General features: G+C 61.6%; 14 protein-coding genes. 3 read left to right on the top strand and 11 right to left on the bottom strand.

The features are described 5' to 3' along the window. Positions 1-156 precede the first annotated feature (156 nt). The 5 genes from BFP99_RS14235 to betI form a co-directional block, all read right to left on the bottom strand. Positions 157-1,473, bottom strand: a complete 1,317-nt coding sequence (locus tag BFP99_RS14235; RefSeq protein ID WP_065947502.1) for a TldD/PmbA family protein — start codon at positions 1,471-1,473, stop codon at positions 157-159. Continuing rightward, positions 1,473-2,915: a TldD/PmbA family protein gene (locus BFP99_RS14230; protein WP_065947501.1), complete on the bottom strand. Its 1,443-nt coding sequence runs from the start codon at positions 2,913-2,915 to the stop codon at positions 1,473-1,475. Before BFP99_RS14230 ends, BFP99_RS14235 begins: the two co-directional genes overlap by 1 nt. A gap of 205 nt (positions 2,916-3,120) precedes the next feature. Continuing rightward, the gene (gene betA / locus BFP99_RS14225; protein ID WP_065925474.1) at positions 3,121-4,824 is read right to left on the bottom strand and encodes a choline dehydrogenase; all 1,704 of its coding nucleotides are present in this window, start codon (positions 4,822-4,824) and stop codon (positions 3,121-3,123) included. A 163-nt stretch (positions 4,825-4,987) separates the two neighbouring features. After that, on the bottom strand, positions 4,988-6,460 hold the full coding sequence (gene betB / locus BFP99_RS14220) for a betaine-aldehyde dehydrogenase (protein ID WP_065925473.1): 1,473 nt from the start codon (positions 6,458-6,460) through the stop codon (positions 4,988-4,990). A 110-nt stretch (positions 6,461-6,570) separates the two neighbouring features. Continuing rightward, a complete protein-coding gene (betI, locus tag BFP99_RS14215; protein ID WP_053128113.1) occupies positions 6,571-7,164 on the bottom strand; it encodes a transcriptional regulator BetI in 594 nt (197 codons plus the stop codon). Positions 7,165-7,554: 390 nt separating this feature from the next. Here betI and BFP99_RS14210 point away from each other — a divergent pair, with 390 nt between their 5' ends. Beyond that, positions 7,555-9,489 carry a BCCT family transporter gene (locus tag BFP99_RS14210; protein WP_242001078.1) on the top strand — a complete coding sequence of 645 codons (1,935 nt, stop codon included), beginning with the start codon at positions 7,555-7,557 and terminating at the stop codon, positions 9,487-9,489. A 110-nt stretch (positions 9,490-9,599) separates the two neighbouring features. Here the strand turns inward: BFP99_RS14210 and choV are convergent, their stop codons facing one another. From choV to BFP99_RS14195, 3 genes are all read right to left on the bottom strand, one after another. Continuing rightward, positions 9,600-10,778: a choline ABC transporter ATP-binding protein gene (gene choV, locus BFP99_RS14205; protein WP_065925471.1), complete on the bottom strand. Its 1,179-nt coding sequence runs from the start codon at positions 10,776-10,778 to the stop codon at positions 9,600-9,602. After that, positions 10,775-11,620, bottom strand: a complete 846-nt coding sequence (gene choW / locus BFP99_RS14200; RefSeq protein WP_065925470.1) for a choline ABC transporter permease subunit — start codon at positions 11,618-11,620, stop codon at positions 10,775-10,777. Before choW ends, choV begins: the two co-directional genes overlap by 4 nt. Positions 11,621-11,689: 69 nt before the next feature. After that, positions 11,690-12,637: a choline ABC transporter substrate-binding protein gene (locus BFP99_RS14195; protein WP_027606017.1), complete on the bottom strand. Its 948-nt coding sequence runs from the start codon at positions 12,635-12,637 to the stop codon at positions 11,690-11,692. 415 nt (positions 12,638-13,052) lie between these two features. Here BFP99_RS14195 and BFP99_RS14190 point away from each other — a divergent pair, with 415 nt between their 5' ends. After that, positions 13,053-14,429 carry an L-serine ammonia-lyase gene (locus tag BFP99_RS14190; protein WP_065947500.1) on the top strand — a complete coding sequence of 459 codons (1,377 nt, stop codon included), beginning with the start codon at positions 13,053-13,055 and terminating at the stop codon, positions 14,427-14,429. A 451-nt stretch (positions 14,430-14,880) separates the two neighbouring features. Next, complete coding sequence (locus BFP99_RS14185) at positions 14,881-15,984, top strand: choline metabolism transcriptional regulator GbdR (protein ID WP_065947499.1); 1,104 nt, start codon at positions 14,881-14,883, stop codon at positions 15,982-15,984. Positions 15,985-16,027: 43 nt separating this feature from the next. On the opposite strand, the gene BFP99_RS14180 is transcribed toward BFP99_RS14185, so the two are convergent. From BFP99_RS14180 to BFP99_RS14165, 3 genes are all read right to left on the bottom strand, one after another. Beyond that, the gene (locus BFP99_RS14180; RefSeq protein ID WP_065925467.1) at positions 16,028-16,291 is read right to left on the bottom strand and encodes a hypothetical protein; all 264 of its coding nucleotides are present in this window, start codon (positions 16,289-16,291) and stop codon (positions 16,028-16,030) included. A gap of 468 nt (positions 16,292-16,759) precedes the next feature. Beyond that, positions 16,760-17,920 carry a gamma-butyrobetaine dioxygenase gene (locus BFP99_RS14170; RefSeq protein WP_065947497.1) on the bottom strand — a complete coding sequence of 387 codons (1,161 nt, stop codon included), beginning with the start codon at positions 17,918-17,920 and terminating at the stop codon, positions 16,760-16,762. A 9-nt stretch (positions 17,921-17,929) separates the two neighbouring features. Further along, positions 17,930-18,406: a thioesterase family protein gene (locus tag BFP99_RS14165; protein ID WP_065925465.1), complete on the bottom strand. Its 477-nt coding sequence runs from the start codon at positions 18,404-18,406 to the stop codon at positions 17,930-17,932. Between the last annotated feature and the right edge of the window lies 1 nt (position 18,407).

Below are 18,407 nucleotides of genomic sequence, written 5' to 3'. Positions count from 1 at the left end.
CTAACCGTTATAACGAGGTTTTTCGCAGGCGACAACAGGCTGCCCGTGCAGACTGGGAGGAAGAGAATTTACGGTAGGAAGGGCTGAAACCGGGATGTCTGAAATCAGCACAGGACAAGGTGGGAGAGGGCAAGCCCGCTCCCACAGGGGGGGTATCTACAGGGTCAGGGTCAGGCGTTTAACCAGGGCACCCGGCAACAGGTTGGACGCGGTATTGCGCTGGCTATAAGTGCTGGCCGACAGCAGCAGTTCCCGCTCGACGGTCAGCGCTTCCAGTTGCGAACCGAGCAACTGGTAGACGCTGTCATCAAAACGCATGGTGCTGACCGGCGCCTTGATCTCGCCGTCTTCCACCCAGAACGTGGCGAAGCGCGTCATGCCGGTCAGGCGTGCGGCGGGCAGGTCGGAGTAGTTCAGGTACCACAGGTTGCTGATGTAGAGCCCGGTGCCCAGTTGCTTGAGGATCTCGGCCTGGGCCAGGTTGCCTGCCGCGATCTGCAAGGCGCTGGGGGATTCGTCGCCGCTGGCGCCGTTGGCGCTGAGGCCATATTCGGCGGCGCTGCGCGAGTTCACCAGTTGGCCGTCGGCCTGGCCGGCATTGATCAGCGTGACGTCACTGCGCGGGTAGCCTTCGCTGGAGAACGCCTGGCTCAGGGAGTCGGTGATGTGTTCTTTCACCGTCACCAGCGGGCTCAAGGACTGCTCGCCGGCATACAGCCGTTGCAACGAGCTGCCTTTGCTGGCGATGGCCTGGGCGGAAAAACCACCCCAGGTGATGATGCTGATGATTTCTTCCAGCGCCGCCGGCGCGAGGTAGGCGCGGTATTGTCCGGGCGCCAACGGGTGCAGCGGGCGGCCGAGGAATTCCAGCTGTTCACGCGCCAGTTGGAAGCGCCGGGCGAACTCGGCGCTGTCCCAGGCGTCGCCGGCGTAGCTGGCTTTTACCGCCTCGCCATTGGCGTGGAACAGGCTGAAATCGAAGTTGAAGCTATTGGCCTGATGCCAGCCAAACGCACCGTCCGAACTGGCGAAGCCCCGGCTGATCGGGCCGGCGGCATAGAAGCCGACCAGGTCGAGGCCATCGGCGGCCTGGCTGATTTCTTCCAGTACCTGGGCCAGGTCGGGCAGGGGGCGGGCCTGTTCGTTGTGGCTTTGCCAGGCGTTGTGGTTGAGCAGCAGGTACGGGTCATGGGGCAGCAGCGGCAGGGTTTCGCGCAATTGGCGCAGGCCGTCGGCGAGGCGCTGGCGATCCAGCTCGGGCTCGCCGGCCAGGGTGATGCCGAGGTCGGCATGGCGGCCATCGCTGATCAGCTTGAGGTTGAGGCTGGCCTGCTGCACGTGCCCGGCCTGACGCACCTTGGCGTGGTTGAAGCGCACGAACTCGGACGATTCTGCCGCGTAGCCCAGGTGGAATTGTTCCTTGTCGGTGATGGCCTGCTTGAGCCACTGCACCAATGCCTTGAAGGTGTTCATCAGGCATCTCCTCCAAATACGTCAACGTTGCTGAACACACAGGCCGGCGACGCATGGCCGACGCGGATCACCTGGTTGGGCTCGCCCTTGCCGCAGTTCGGCGTGCCCAGCACCTTGAAGGTGCTGGCGTCGCCCACGGCGCTGAGGTTGCGCCAGAACTGCGCGGAAATCGCCCGGTAGTTGGGGTTCTTTACCACGCCCTTGAGCTCGCCGTTTTCAATCAACTGGCCCCACTCGCAGCCGAACTGGAACTTGTTGCGTGCATCGTCGATGGACCACGAACGGTTGGTCGACATCAGGATGCCGCTTTCGATGCCGCCAATCAGTTGCGCCAGGTTCTTATCGCCGGCTTCGATATTCAGGTTGGCCATGCGGTCGATCGGCGCGCGGTTCCAGCTGCTGGCGCGGCTGTTGGCCACGCCGCCCATGCCCGAGCGGAACTGCGACAACGCCCCACCCAGGGGCTTGAGCAGCAGCCCTTCGCGGATCAGGAATTGCTTGCTGGCGGCGGTGCCGTCGTCGTCATGGCCGTAGCTGGCCAGTTGCTCGGGAATGTCCGGGTCGAACGTCACGTTCAACAGCTTGGAACCGTATTGCAGCTGGCCGAAGTCGCTGGCCTTCACAAAACTGGTGCCAGCGTAATTGCGCTCGTCGCCGAGGATGCGGTCGAGTTCCAGTGGGTGGCCGATGGACTCGTGGATCTGCAGGATCATCTGGTCGGGCATCAGCAGCAGGTCGCGCGGGCCCTGGGGCGTGTTTGGCGCCAGCAGCAGTTGCAGGGCTTCGTCGGCAATGCGCGGCGCGGCGCCCACCAGGCCGAAGCGGCTGATCACGTCAAACCCGCCTTGCTGGCCGAAGTTGCTGCCGCCGAGGGTGCGCGACTGGCTGTCGTTGCCGTCGTAGGCGGTGACGTTGACGCCGGGGAACACAAACCGCTGGGCCTGGCGCAGTTCGGCGCCGGCACTGTTGAGGTAGATCTGCTCGACGTGGGTCAGGCCGAGGCTGACTTCCCAGTTCACCAGGCGCTCGTCCTGGGGCACTGCAGAGGACTCATCGCCGAGCAGTTGGTAGCAGTCGCTCAAGGACGGGAAGGCGTGCTCGAGGTGCGGCGACAGGTAGTCGGCGACGTCGCTGGACACCCGTTGGTCGCGCAGGTCGAGCAGGGCGTGAGGTTTTATCAGGCGGGCTTGCTGTTCGGCGCGCTCGAGGGCGGCTTGCAGGCCAGGCAGGGAAATATCGTGGGTCGCGGCGTAGGTTTCCACACCGTTCAAACGCACGGTGAGCATGGCGCCTTCGTCGTGGTTCAGGTGCGGCGGTTCGGCGACGTTCTTGCGCACCGACAGGTACTGGCCGGACTCGCGCACGTAACGCAGGGAGAAAAATTCGGCGGTGGTGCGCAGGGCACTGAAGTGCTGCTTGAGTGTGGCGTGGTGGTCGAACATGGGGCCTTCCTTGTGGGCGGCTCAGCGCGGGCAGGCACACAGAGTAGGCCTGGGCTGGGGAGCGATCAAGGAGAGGTGATTCTTTGTGGCAAGTGCCCCTGTGGCGAGCGGGCTTGCCCCGCATTGGCTGCGCAGCGGCCCCAAAAATATTGGGAGCGCTGCGCACTCCAGCGCGGGGCAAGCCCGCTCACCACCGGGTTTAGCGTTATTGCGCCAATGGCCCCACTTCACGCAACGGCTTGCCACGCACCGGCGCGTCGCCGGCCACGTAGTAGTCGGCAGTGCTGCGCGGCAGCGGCTGGCGGCCACGGATCTTGTCGGCGATTTTCTCGGCGATCATGATCGTCGGCGCGTTCAGGTTGCCGGTGGTGATGATCGGCATGATCGACGCATCGACTACGCGCAGGCCCTGCATGCCATGCACGCGGCCTTCGCCATCGACCACGGCCATCTCGTCGTCGCCCATCTTGCATGAGCAGGACGGGTGGAACGCGGTTTCGGCGTGCTCGCGGATGAACTTGTCCAACTGCTCATCGGTTTGCACCTCGATACCCGGGCTGATTTCGCGGCCACGGTACGGGTCCAGTGCCGGCTGCTGCATGATTTCGCGGGTCAGGCGGATGCCGTCGCGGAATTCCTGCCAGTCCTGCTCGGTGGCCATGTAGTTGAAGAGGATGCTCGGGTAGTCCCGTGGGTTCTTCGACTTCAGTTGCACGCGACCACGGCTCGGCGAGCGCATGGAGCCCATGTGCGCCTGGAAACCGTGCTCTTTCACACCGTTGCTGCCGTTGTAGTTAATCGCGACCGGCAGGAAGTGGTACTGGATGTTCGGCCATTCGAATTCTTCACGGGTACGGATGAAACCGCCCGCTTCGAACTGGTTGCTGGCGCCGATGCCGGTGCCGTTGAACAGCCACTCGGCACCGATGGCCGGCTGGTTGTACCAGAGCAGCGACGGGTACAGCGACACCGGCTGGGTGCACGCATATTGCAGGTACAGCTCAAGGTGGTCCTGCAGGTTTTCGCCGACGCCAGGCAGGTCGTGGACCACCGGGATGTCGAGGCTTTCCAGCAGCTTGGCCGGGCCGACGCCGGAGCGTTGCAGCAGTTGCGGCGAAGCGATTGCGCCGCTGCACACCAGCACTTCTTTACGCGCACGGGCTTCAACGCGCTCTTCGGCGGCACCGATCAGGTAACGCACGCCAACGGCACGCTTGCCTTCGAACAACACCTTGTCGGTGAGGGCGTGGGTGACGATGGTCAGAGTCGAACGCTTCTTGGCCGTGTCCAGGTAACCGCGCGCGGTGCTGGCGCGACGGCCGTTAGGCGTGACGGTGCGGTCCATCGGGCCGAAGCCTTCCTGCTGGTAGCCGTTCAAGTCCTCGGTGCGCGGGTAACCGGCCTGCACGCCCGCTTCAACCATGGCGTGGAACAGCGGGTTGTTGCCGGCTTTAGGTGTGGTCACGCTGACCGGGCCATCGCCGCCGTGCCAGTCGTTGGGGCCGATGTCGCGGGTTTCGGCCTTGCGGAAATACGGCAGGCAGTCGAGGTAGCTCCAGTCTTCCAGGCCCGGCAGCTTCGACCAGTTGTCGTAGTCCATGGCGTTGCCACGGATGTAGCACATGCCGTTGATCAGCGAAGAGCCACCCAGGCCCTTGCCGCGTCCGCATTCCATCCGGCGGCCGTCCATGTGTGGCTCCGGATCGGTCTCGTACGCCCAGTTGTAGCGGCGGCCTTGCAGCGGGAAGGCCAGGGCGGCGGGCATCTGGGTGCGGAAATCGAGGCGGTAGTCGGGGCCGCCGGCTTCCAGCAGCAGGACGGTGACGCCTTCGTCTTCGGTCAGGCGGGTCGCCAGGGTGTTACCGGCGGAGCCGGCACCCACAATGATGTAGTCGTATTCTTGGGACATAAATGCACCCTCTTAAAAGTTTGGCCGCCCGTAGCAGCTGCCGAGGAACGAGGCTGCGTTGGGCTGCGTAGCAGACCCCAAGATCGCTACGCAGCCTCGCTTGCGCTCGTCAGCTGCTACGGCGGACCTTGGGATCGATACGCGCTGAGTTGAGTGGGGTTGCTTAGAACACCGAGGCGTAGTCGCCCAGCTCAACCTGTACCGATTTGATGCGGGTGAAGTTGTTCAGCGAGCTGATGCCGTTTTCACGGCCCACACCGGATTGCTTGTAGCCACCCACCGGCATTTTCGCGTCGGATTCGCCCCAGGCGTTGATCCAGCAGATGCCCGCTTCCAGCTGGTGAATCACGCGGTGGGCGCGGTTCAGGTCCTTGGTCACAAGGCCCGCAGCCAGGCCGAAGTCGGTGTCGTTGGCGCGGCGGATCACTTCTTCTTCGGTTTCGTAGGTGAGGATGCTCATCACCGGGCCGAAGATTTCTTCACGGACGATGGTCATCTCGTCGGTGCAGTCGGTGAACACGGTCGGGGCCACAAAGGCGCCTTTGGCCAGGTCGCCGTCGGTCAGGCGGTCGCCGCCGCACAGCACGCGGGCGCCTTCTTCCTTGCCTTTGGCGATGTAGCCCAGCACGCTTTCCATGTGGGCGAAGCTGACCAGCGGACCGAAATTGGTGTTGGCGTCCTGGGGGTCGCCAACGCGGATGCGCGCAACACGCTCAACGATCTTGGCTTCGAATGCCTCTTGCAGGTGCTTGGGCACGAACACGCGGGTGCCGTTGGTGCAGACCTGGCCGGAGCTGTAGAAGTTGGCCATCATCGCGATGTCGGCCGCACGATCCAGGTCGGCGTCTTCGAACACAATCAGCGGCGACTTGCCGCCCAGTTCCATGGTCACTTCCTTGAGCGACGAGCTCGAAGCGCTGGCCATGACTTTCTTGCCGGTGTCGGTGCCGCCGGTGAACGAGACTTTCTCGATGCGCGGGTGCTCGGTCAGCCAGGTGCCGACTTCACGGCCGCTGCCGGTCAAGACGTTGAACACGCCTGCTGGAACGCCGGCTTCGGTGTAGATCTCGGCCAGTTTCAGGGTGGTCAGCGAGGTGACTTCGCTTGGCTTGAAGATCATCGCGTTACCGGCGGCCAGGGCCGGTGCGGATTTCCACAGGGCGATCTGGATCGGGTAGTTCCAGGCGCCGATACCGGCGACCACGCCCAGGGGCTCGCGGCGGGTGTAGACGAACGAGGTGTCGCGCAGAGGGATCTGCTCGCCTTCGATGGCCGGTACCAGGCCTGCGTAGTATTCCAGCACGTCGGCGCCGGTGACGATGTCGACGTACTGGGTTTCGGAGAAGGCTTTACCGGTGTCCAGGGTTTCCAGGGCGGCCAGTTCGTCGTTGCGCTCGCGCAGGATGTCGACGGCACGACGCAGGATGCGCGAACGCTCCATGGCGGTCATGGCGGCCCAGATTTTCTGGCCTTTTTCCGCGCTGACCACGGCACGTTCAACGTCGTCGAACGTTGCGCGTTGCACTTGGGCGAGAACTTCACCGTTAGCCGGGTTGATGGCGTCGAAGGTGGCATCGCTGCCAGCGTCGCTGTAGCCGCCGTCAATGTAGAGTTTTTGCAGGTCGAAACGGGCCATAAAGTCCTCGCAAGTGCATAAGTGGTTGGCGTTACCCGCCGCAAAGTGGGCCATGAGGGTGTGGCAACACTGGGCGGCGGACGTTCAGGGGTTGAGCGTTTATAAGGGCTCTAACTCACCTGCTTGGCCAATTGGAAATCCATGTATTCGTAAGCGATCCGTTGCGCCTGCGCCGTGTCGAAAGCGTCTCCCGACAGGGCACCGCGCAACCACAAACCGTCGATCAGGGCCGCCAGGCCTCTGGCTGCTTTGCGTGCGTGCGGCAGCGGCAGCACTCGGCGGAACTGGCAGCACAGGTTGGAATACAGACGTTGATCGTTGATCCGCTGCAACCTGTGCAATGACGGGTGATGCATGCTGGTGGCCCAGAAGGCCAGCCAGGTTTTCATTGCCGGGCCATTGACCTGGCTGGCGTCGAAGTTGCCCTCGATGATCACCCGAAGGTGCGCCCGTGGGCTGTCGTCCTTCAGCGCAAGCCTGCGTTCGTGGACGTTCTCGATCAGCACGTTCATCAGGTAGCGCATCGTCGCGGCGATCAGGCCGTTCTTGTCCTGAAAGTAGTGACTGATGATGCCGTTCGAGACCCCGGCCAAACGGGCGATCAGCGCGATGCTGGCATCTCCCATTCCGACCTGGTCGATGGCCGTCAATGTGGCTTCGATCAACTGTTGGCGGCGTATGGGTTGCATACCGACCTTGGGCATGTAGCACCTCTCCTTAGGCCTGCCGACGGGCGATGAACGTTCGTCGACTTGAAGGCCAGTCTATTTTGTTTTGATTGAACGTTCAATCAACAAAGAATAAGCTCTGCGACAAATGGTCGCTGCCTACAGGTATTTCCTACGTGAAGGCCGCGACATCCGGCACCTGCAAAAACCTTTGAAACAGGCGGTATCAAGGCCTGCCCACTGCCTGGTGGGGCTCAAGGATTTTCGGGGTGTCTTTATAACACCCGTCCGTCGACTGCCGAAAAATCGATAGGCCGGGATAACCGTTGCCTTGTGTTTCTCTCTCGCACTGCCTGGAGCATCTGCGCCATGAGTTCTGCCTCTCTTATAAAGACCCCGCCGGAAAAGGTCCGGGTCAACGGTTGGGTGTTCTACACCTCCACCGCGCTGATTCTGTTGTTGACCGCCATTCTGATCATCGCCCCGCAGGAGGCCGGGCGCATGCTCGGCGTAGCCCAGGCCTGGCTTTCCAAAAGCTTCGGCTGGTACTACATGGTGGTCATCGCCGCTTACCTGGTGTTTGTGGTCGGCCTGGCGTTTTCGTCCTATGGCAAGTTGAAACTGGGCAGCAAGGACGACACCCCGGACTTCAGCTACGGCGCCTGGGCCGGCATGCTGTTCTCGTCGGGCATCGGTATCTCGTTGCTGTACTTCGGTGCCTCCGAGCCGCTGGATCACTACTTCAACCCGCCCGAAGGCGCCGCTGCCAGCAATGGCGCGGCACGCCAGGCGTTGCAGTTGACCTTCCTGCACTGGGGCCTGCATGGCTGGGCGATCTATGCGCTGGTCGGCCTGGCGGTGGCGTACTTCGCCTACCGGCATAACCAGCCGCTGGCCTTGCGTTCGGCGCTGTACCCGCTGGTGGGTGAGCGTTGGGTGAAGGGCGCGGCCGGTCACGCGGTGGATGGTTTCGGCATGTTCGTAACCCTGTTGGGCCTGGTGACCAACCTGGGCATCGGTTCGATGCAGGTGTCGTCCGGCCTGGAAAACCTGTTCGGCATGGCGCACAGCAACACCAACCTGCTGATCGTGATCATCGTGATGAGCACCGTGGCGACCATCGCCGCCGTGTCGGGCGTGGAGAACGGCATCCGCCGCCTGTCCAACCTCAATATCGTGCTGTTCAGCGGCTTGCTGATCTTCGTGCTGCTGTTCGGCCCGACCCTGCACCTGCTCAACGGCCTGGTGCAGAACACCGGCGACTACCTCAACGGCATTGTGCTGAAAACCTTCGACCTCTATGTGTACGAAGGCGACGGTGACAAGACCGAACGCTGGATGGGCCTGTGGACCCTGTTCTACTGGGCCTGGTGGATTTCCTGGGCACCGTTCGTGGGCATGTTCATCGCGCGGATTTCCCGTGGCCGCACGGTGCGTGAACTGGTGGCCGGCGTGTTGCTGATTCCCCTGGGCTTTACCCTGGCGTGGCTGTCGATCTTCGGTAACTCGGCGCTGGACCTGGTGTTGAACCATGGTGCGGTGGAGTTGGGCAAGACGGCGCTGGAACAACCGTCCATGGCCATCTACCAACTGCTGGAGCATTACCCGGCGTCGAAAATCGTCATCGGCGTGTCGATCTTCGTGGGCTTTGTGCTGTTCCTGACCCCGGCGGATTCCGGTGCGGTGATGATGGCCAACCTTTCCTGCAAAGGCGGCAATGTGGATGAAGATGCGCCGCACTGGCTGCGCATCTTCTGGTCGGCGGTGATCACCCTGGTGACCATCGGCCTGCTGTTTGCCGGCAACTTCGAAGCCATGCAAACCATGGTGGTGCTGGCGGGGCTGCCGTTCTCGGTGGTGCTGATTTTCTTTATGTTTGGTTTGCACAAGGCGATGCGCCAGGACGTGGCGATCGAACAGGAGCAGGCGCAACTGGCTGAACGCGGGCGTCGTGGCTTCAGCGAGCGCTTGACGGCACTCGACCTGCAACCGAGCCAGGGCACTGTGCAGCGCTTTATGGACAAGCACGTCACGCCGGCGCTGGAAGAGGCGGCGGTCGCGTTGCGTGAGCAAGGGTTGGAAGTGCAGACGCTGTTGGGCAAGTCCAAGCGCTGCATCGGTGTGCGCATCGAGATGGAAGAGGGCAACCCCTTCGTTTATGAAGTGAGCCTGGATGCTTACTCGTCGGCACCGAGCGACCTGCCCGAAGAAGAACGCACCCGCTATTACCGGGCCGAGGTGTACCTGCACAACGGGCCTCAGGAATACGACCTGATGGGCTTCGCCCAGGAACAGATCACCCGGGACGTGCTCGATCAGTTTGAAAGCCATCGGCAGCTCCTTGGCCGTGTCTATAGCTGATGCGTTGAAAGCCCGGTGGTGTCACTGACATCACTGGGGCAAAAAATGTGGGGGGCAAGCCCCCTCCCACATGTTTGACCCGGTTTCTGCACTGGCGTTTGCGGTGTTGGCTAGCCCAGGTTTTTGCCCAGCAGGGCGTGGTAGAGCTCACTGTCGCCAAGGATCCCCACCACCTGGTTGTTGTCATGCAACACCAGCTTGTTCCCCGTCTGGTAACGAATCTGCAGCGCATCACGCATGCCGATATTCGAATCCACCAGGGTCGGTACCCGGCCCAAACCTTCCACCGGTTGCCCCGGCGCCCAGTTCTGCAGGTTCATCACCATGCCATTCTGGCGGGCGCCCTGGATGGTGTTGCCTTCGGACAGGTCCAGCCACGAATCGCCGCCCGGGTCGAGGCACACCGAACCGTTGACGCGTTTGCAGTTGTCCAGTGTGCGCATCAGGCTGCGACCGCACAGTACGTTCAGCGGGTTGGTGTGGGCGACGAAGGTGCGTACGTAGTCGTCCGCCGGGTTCAGCACGATCTCTTCCGGCACGCTGTACTGGATGATCTTGCCGTCTTTCATGATCGCGATGCGGCTGCCCAGCTTGAGCGCCTCGTCGAGGTCGTGGCTGACGAACACGATAGTCTTGCTCAGCTTGCTTTGCAGTTCCAGCAACTCGTCCTGCAGGCCCTGGCGGATCAGCGGGTCGAGGGCGGAGAAGGGCTCGTCCATCAGCAGGATGTCGGCGTCCATCGCCAACGCGCGGGCCAGGCCGACGCGTTGTTGCATGCCGCCGGACAGCTCATCGGGCTTCTTGTTGCGCCACTGGGTCAGGCCCACCAGCTCGAGTTTCTCGTCCACCAGCTTGCGCCGTTCTTTTTCCGGGCGGCCCTGCATTTCCAGACCAAAGCTGATGTTCTCGCGCACCGTCAGCCAGGGCATCAGGGCGAACTTCTGGAACACCATGGCGATGCGCTTGGTGCGCATCATTTTCAGCTCGGCGGGGCTGCAGGAGGCGATGTCGATCTGGCGACCTTCATGCTCGACGAACAGTTGGCCACGGCTGACGGTGTTGAGGCCGTTGATGCAGCGCAGCAGGCTCGACTTGCCGGAGCCCGACAGGCCCATCAGCACGCAGATCTCGCCTTTTTCCACATCCAGGCTGGCTTTTTCAACGCCGACAATCTGCCCGGTTTTTTTCAGGATCTCGTTACGGCTCATGCCCTGGTCCAGCAGCTTGAGCGCTTCGCGTGGGTCTTTGGAGAAGATCACGTCGACATTGTCGAATCGGATAATGCTCATGCATCACCCCCTACTTTGGCGTCGGGTTGTTTGCAGATGCGGTCGAGCATGATGGCCAGCAGCACAATCGCCAGGCCGGCTTCAAAGCCCAGGGCGATATCGGCGGTGTTCAGCGCGTTGACCACCGGCTTGCCGAGGCCGTCGGCGCCCACCAGGGCCGCGATCACCACCATCGACAACGACAGCATGATGCATTGGGTAATACCGGCAGCGATGCTCGGCATGGCGTGGGGCAGTTCAATGCGCGAGAGCAACTGACGGCGCGAGCAGCCAAAGGCCTTGCCGGCGTCCATCAACTCTTGCGGTACATCACGGATACCCAGGTAGGTCAGGCGGATCGGCGCGGCAATCGCGAACACCACCGTGGAAATCAGCCCGGGCACCACACCCAGCCCGAAGAGGGTCAGGGTAGGGATGAGGTAGACGAAGGTCGGCACGGTCTGCATCAGATCGAGCACCGGCCGCATCATGGTGTAAAACAGCGGTTTGTGCGCGGCAACAATGCCCAGCGGCACACCGATGACCACGCAGACCAGGGTGGCGAACAGCACCTGCGCGAGGGTCTCCATGGTTTCCTGCCAGTACCCCAGGTTGAGGATCAGCAGGAAAGAGACGATGACAAAAACAGTCAGTCCCCATTTACGTTGAATAAAGTGAGCCAGCAGCGCAATCAGACCGATCAATGCCAGCGGATTGAACCAGGTCAGCGCGAACGTCACGCCGTGGATCATCGTTTCCAGTGTCGATGCGATTGCGTCGAAGTAGTTGGCGCCGTGTTGGGTCAACCATTCGACGAAGGCAGCGATGTACTGGCCTAGTGGGATTTTCTGTTCAGTCAGCATGGTAGTGAATGTCCACATGCGAAGAGGGAAAACATCCCGGGGCAGCGCACCGCCCCGGGGTCAGCGGGATTACTTGGCGAGATACGCTTTGACGGCCTCCAGGCCTGGTTTGCCATCGACGGTATTGACTCCGGCGAGCCAGGTGTCGAGGACTTGCGGGTTCTTTTTCAGCCAGGCCTTGGCGGCGGCATCGGGTTTCATCTTGTCGTCCAGGACGTTACCCATCAGGGTGCTTTCCATGTTCAAGGTGAACACCAGGTTCTTCAGCAACTGACCGACGTTGCTGCATTCCTCGGTGTAGCCCTTGCGGGTGTTGGTATAGATGGTGGCCTGGCCGTAGTTGGGGCCGAACGAATCGTCACCCCCGGTCAGGTACTTCATCTTGAAGCGGGTGTTCATCGGGTGCGGTTCCCAGCCGAGGAACACGATGGCCTGGTCACGCTTGGTGGCGCGCTCAACCTGGGAAAGCATCCCGGCTTCGCTGGATTCGACCACTTTGAAGCCGGCGGTCTTGAGGCCGAAAGCGTCTTTGTCGATCAGCGTCTGGATGGTGCGGTTGCCGTCGTTACCCGGCTCGATGCCGTAGATCTTGCCGCCCAGCTCATCCTTGAATTTGGCGATATCGGCGAAGTCTTTCAGGCCCTTGTTGTACAGCGCCTCGGGTACCGCCAGGGTGTACTTGGCGTTTTCCAGGTTGGCGCGCACGGTTTCCACGGTGCCGGCATCACGGTACTGCTTGATGTCGTTTTCCATGGTCGGCATCCAGTTGCCGAGGAACACGTCCATGTTCTTGCCGTCGGCCAGGGACTTGTAGGTCACAGGAACGGAAATCATCGTGGTCTTGGTCTTGTAGCCCAGGCCCTTGAGGATTTCGCTGGTAGTCGCGGTCGTGACGGTGATGTCGGTCCAGCCGACATCGGAGAAGTTGACGGTCTTGCACTGTTCCGGTTCTGCGGCGTGCGCCATGACGGGCAGACTCAGCATGGCGGCCAACAACAACGAGGGTGAACCTTTCATCTGGGTAGACTCCTGTGTTTTTTCTGGCGGCATTCGCCGCGCTTTATAAGTGTTGCGGTTGGAGCGTGCGGCAACAGCTCTGCCACGGTGCCTTGCAAACGAGTCGAGACTGATCATGTACCAGTGAAAATCTGACGCCTACAGGGGGCGTCGTATCCAGTACAGGGAGGGTCGTATCCAGTGTCGGTGACGTCGCTTACAGGTTTTTCCCAAGGTAAAACCGCTGTTTTTGCCCATCTGCACCGCTAAAAACGGCTGAAACAGGCGATCGCACGGGAGCGACGCTGGTGAGCATGGGTGCGTCGGTGTGAGACGCCGTGAGCGACAGCAAAAGCTTGATGATGCCGCCATCTGGGCGATCTGAGCGTAGCACCTCGTTCAAGCCTGGCCGTGCTTATCGAGGAGTTCTACCGTAATGGCTATCAGTGTTTTCGACCTGTTCAAGATCGGCATCGGGCCTTCCAGTTCTCACACCGTCGGCCCCATGCGCGCCGCGGCGTTGTTCGTCCAGGGATTACGTGAACGTGAACTGTTGGAACAAGTCAGGCGTGTCGAAGTTCAGCTGTACGGTTCGCTGTCCGCCACCGGCATCGGCCACGGCAGCGACACCGCCACCATCATGGGCCTGATGGGCGAGTGGCCGGACGCGATCGATCCGTCGCAGATCGGCCTGCGCATCCACACCCTGCGCGAAACCGACACATTGCTGCTCGATGGGCGTTTGCCCGTGCCGTTCGTGTGGGCCCGGGACATGCGCCTGCTCGACGAAAACCTGCCGTTCCACCCCAACGCCATGACCCTTCTGGTGTACGGCGATGAAGGCGAGCTGCACCGCGACACCTACTACTCAGTGGGCGGTGGTTTTGTGGTGGATGAAGCCCAGGCGCAGAGTGGTGTGGCGGACATGGACCGCACCGAGTTGCCCTATGATTTCTCCAGCGCGGTGGAGTTGCTGCAGCTGTGCAAGACCCACAACCTGCGCGTTGCCGAGTTGATGCTGGCCAATGAAAAAGTCTGGCGCTCCGAAGACGAAATCCGCAGTGGCCTGATGAAGCTCTGGCGCGCCATGCAGGCGTGCGTGGAGGAGGGCCTCAAGCACGAAGGCATCTTGCCCGGCGGCCTCAATGTGCGCCGTCGTGCCGCCAAGTTGCACCGCAGCCTGCAGGAGTTGAATAAGCCCAATGTGATCGGCTCGACCTTGAGTGCGATGGAGTGGGTCAACCTGTTCGCCCTGGCGGTGAACGAAGAAAACGCCGCCGGTGGACGCATGGTCACGGCGCCCACCAACGGTGCGGCGGGGATCATTCCGGCGGTGCTGCACTACTTCATGAAGTTCAGCGACGAAGTCACCGAAGCCAACGTGGTCGACTACCTGCTCAGTGCAGCGGCGGTGGGGATCCTGTGCAAGAAGAACGCCTCGATCTCCGGGGCCGAAGTCGGTTGCCAGGGTGAAGTGGGTTCGGCCTGCGCCATGGCCGCTGCCGGGCTGGCAGAGATCCTCGGCGCAACCCCGGAGCAACTGTGCAACGCCGCCGAAATCGGCCTGGAGCACAACCTCGGCCTGACCTGCGACCCGGTGGGCGGGCTGGTGCAAGTGCCGTGCATCGAGCGCAATGCGATTGCCGCGGTGAAGGCGATCAACGCGGCGCAGATGGCCCTGCGCGGTGATGGCCAGCACTTTATCTCCCTGGACCGCGTGATCCGCACTATGCGCGATACCGGGGCGGATATGCATGACAAGTACAAGGAGACGTCCCGGGGCGGGTTGGCGGTCAGCGCGGTGGAGTGCTGATGAGCTTGTTGTGATGAGTGGGGCCTTTGTGGTGAGCGGGGCAAGCCCGCTCACCACAAGTGAACATACAGACCCCACAGCGCCACCTTTTAGCGCGTCGCAAACAGATAAGTAGCTTCCAAACGATTTCCCCCTCGACCACCCGTCACCTGTGCGTGCGGTGACAGACTTTTCCTACGCGCTGAAAGCGCCTTCCCACAAGTGATACCGAACTGCTCACACACCTTGAGCAGGGCCGCTCCGACGTCTATTTCAGCCATATCCCGTACTCCTCGCGCGGGCTTATTTAGACGCGTCATCAGGTCGTTTTCAGGATTTGTTGAATAGCCATTCAAATTTAGGCATGGCATTTGCTCTACCAATTCAAAGCCTCTCGCCTTGCCGGATGAAGAGCGCAATAACAAGAGCCTCGCCTGAGGCCATCACCTGCTTTGTGTGAGGAGATACCGCCATGACGTCGTTCAACTCCGGGGCCCAACCCCAGAACCGTGCGCCTCAATCCATCGGCTTTTTGCTGCTGGACAATTTCACGCTGATTTCCCTGGCCTCGGCCGTGGAACCGCTGCGCATGGCCAACCAGCTGTCCGGCCGCGAGCTGTATCGCTGGACAACCCTGAGTGTCGACGGCAACCAGGTATGGGCCAGCGACGGTCTGCAAATCACCCCCGATGCCTCCATGCACAAAGCCCCGGCCCTGGACACTGTGATTGTGTGCGGCGGCGTGGGTATCCAGCGTACCGTGACCCGTGAGCATGTGTCGTGGCTGCAAAGCCAGGCGCGCCAGTCCCGTCGCCTTGGCGCGGTGTGCACCGGCAGCTGGGCCCTGGCCCGTGCCGGTCTGCTCGACGGTTTTGATTGCAGCGTGCACTGGGAATGCCTGGCGTCGATGCAGGAAGCCTTCCCGCGTGTGTCGATGAGCACCCGTTTGTTCACCCTCGACCGCAACCGCTTCACCAGTTCGGGCGGCACCGCGCCGTTGGACATGATGCTGCACCTGATCAGCCGCGACCATGGCCGTGAACTGTCGGCGGCGATCTCCGAGATGTTCGTGTACGAGCGCATCCGCAACGAACAGGATCACCAGCGTGTGCCGCTCAAGCACATGCTTGGCACCAACCAGCCGAAGCTGCAGGAAATCGTCGCGCTGATGGAAGCCAACCTCGAAGAGCCGATCGACCTCGACGAACTGGCGGTGTACGTCGCCGTGTCGCGTCGCCAGCTGGAGCGGCTGTTCCAGAAATACCTGCACTGCTCGCCGTCGCGCTATTACCTCAAGCTGCGCCTGATTCGCGCACGGCAGTTGCTCAAGCAAACGCCGATGTCGATCATCGAAGTGGCCTCGGTGTGCGGGTTTGTCTCCACGCCGCACTTCTCCAAGTGCTACCGCGAATACTTCGGCATTCCGCCACGGGATGAGCGCGTAGGCTCCAACACCACCCAGCAGGTGGCGATGATGCCGATTCCGCAGGCGCTGGTGTTGTCACCGCTGTCGGGACCGATGGCGGCGTTGAGCCAGGCGCGCAATGAGTCGACTTTCGCGAGTGTACGGCTCTAAACCGAGTTGACTGCATCGGGGGCTTGCCCCCGATAGCGGTCTGTCAGGCGCCGGAGTTCTGCTTGAACTGCATCAGCGCCGGCAACAGTTGCTTATCGATCGCCTGGCGCACCGCCGGCAAAATCGTCGCACTGCCGGTGTACATCTGCTCAACCATACCCTTGAGCGCCTTGGCCCGTGCTTCGCTCAAACCGCGTACGGCACATTCGCAGGCCTGCTCGGCAGTAGAGCCGCTGGAGACTTCGAAACCCAGCGAGCGCAGTTGGCTCAGCAGGTCATCCTGGTCAATCAAATCCGCATGCATCATGACGTTTATCCTGGTGAGGGGAGCGGGGTTCGACCTCGATTCTGGTAGCCACCCAAGCGGTCGGCAAGGGCAGAATGCACGAATGCCTCAGATGGCTATGGGCATGTCGTTTTCGGGCCATTTGCCGAAGGCACTTACCGGCACACTGAACCCAGGCACACAGCTTGATGGTTTGGTCACCCTCGGGATGTAACGCTCTCACAAGGCACCTCTGCCCCGATCCAGTCACGGCTGGATCGGGGCTTTTTTTGCCTGGGTTTTTTCGGTGCCTGTGCCGGCCTCATCGGGGCACAAGTATCTACACAACTTCAGTAGGATAACGCGTAGCAGCTGTCGAGCCTTGGCGAGGCTGCGTTTGCGGCGCGTCTGACACACCGCCAACGCAGCCTCGCCAAGGCTCGACAGCTGCTACGCAGGGGGCTCGGCTCAAGATGTGTAGATACCTATGCTCATCGGGGGCACCACGGTTTACCGCTGTAACACCAATATCCTTGAGAGCAACTCGTCGCGATCGATATAGCATCCCTGGAAATGCCGCGCCCCCGAAGTGGGATCAAACGCATTGCGCGCATGCAACGTGCGGCGGTTATCGAAGCACCACAGCTCGCCCGGGTTCAGGCGCTTGACCAGCCGAAAGCGCGCCTCGCGCGTCATCGCGATAAAGCGTCGATAAGCCTGATACAGCAACGGCATCTGCGCCACCGACGTCTCGAACGGCCCACGCAAAAAGTTGGCCATGCGAATCTCTGCCACATCCCCCAGTGCGTCCAATGCGATGATCGGCGCGAGGCGACGATAGTCGCTGTGGCGGTCTTTGTTGCGAAACTCCACGGGTATTTCACACAAGGCACGAAACGCTTCGGGATCTTCCTCGCGCAGGGCATTGGCGATGGCAAACCCATCGACAAAAATACTTTCGCCCCCGTCGGCATCGTTGACCAGGCAATGCAGGAATTGCAGCCCCGGTTGCAGCTCCCGGGTCGGCAAATCACTGTGCAAGGGCAGGTTGAAAGCGGTGTAGGCATTGCTGTCGGCATCGGCCTTGGATTGCACGTTGAACAGCACGCCGAAATTGCTCTCGCGGATAAATGAAATACGCTGGGCAACACGCGCCAGGGAGCCGGGTTCGGTGGGTACGCCGCGCATTTGCGTCAGGCCCGCGTCACGCAAGGCCAGCAGCCATTGCAGCAGCGCCGCAGGGTCTTGCATGACCGCCGCGTAGTCGAATATAGGCAGTTCGAAGGTGTTGTCCCAGAGCCGCGATTTTGGTTTCGCCGCCCGGCGTTCGGCGCGGGATTCATCGTCGTAGGCATGGGCCCGCAGCCAGCCGGGATCGTACTGGCTGCGATGACCGCCGTGCCATTCCACGCTGAGGAAGCCCTGGTCGATACGCACGCTGATGGCGCTGAGGTTTTCATCCACATCGACAATTTCCAGCACTTGCTCGCGGGTCACGCTGTACACGCATTGCGTGCACGGGCAGTTGTCCCGCAGCCACTGATGGTGAAACGGGCTGACCCGGCCATCGGCCCATGTCACGCGAACCTGATCGTCCAGCACCTGTGCATCGGCGAGGTCGAAGCGTTTCGGGTAAATACGGAAATCGGCAACAGCGGCGGCGGTTTGCATGATGGCTCCTTATTTTTTTGGGGGCAGTCCAATCACCCGGCCGAGGAGGGCGGGCCTTGGCAGGTCGGCTTGCTCAGCGCTGATCGCAATGAGTTTCTCCAATGTCGCCTCGGCAAATGGGGCCGAATGCGGACCCGCCAGGTCGACGTGCAGCAGCATCTGTTCGTTGCCGGCCAATGCTTTCTCATCGCCCACTAAATGCAGGCTGTGATAAAGGTGCAGGCGCTTGGCGTCGTGGGCGATCAGTTGCGTGTGCACCTCCACTTCGGCACCGAGTTTCACTTCGTGCAGGTAGTTCAGGTGCAGTTCCAGGGTGAACAGCGAATGGCCGCTGGCTTCGCGGTTTTCACTGTCCAGGCCGAGGGTGTCCATCAGCGCGTCGGTGGCGTAGCTGAAGATCAGCAGGTAGAACGCGTCGCGCAGGTGGCCGTTGTAGTCCACCCAGTCGGCAAGGACTGGGGTGGTGTAGGTGGTCAGTGCAGGCATG

Origin of the sequence: Pseudomonas sp. 1 R 17 (assembly GCF_900067035.1) — a bacterium.
Taxonomy (GTDB): domain Bacteria; phylum Pseudomonadota; class Gammaproteobacteria; order Pseudomonadales; family Pseudomonadaceae; genus Aquipseudomonas; species Aquipseudomonas marginalis.
This window is presented reverse-complemented; position numbering and strand designations above follow the sequence as displayed.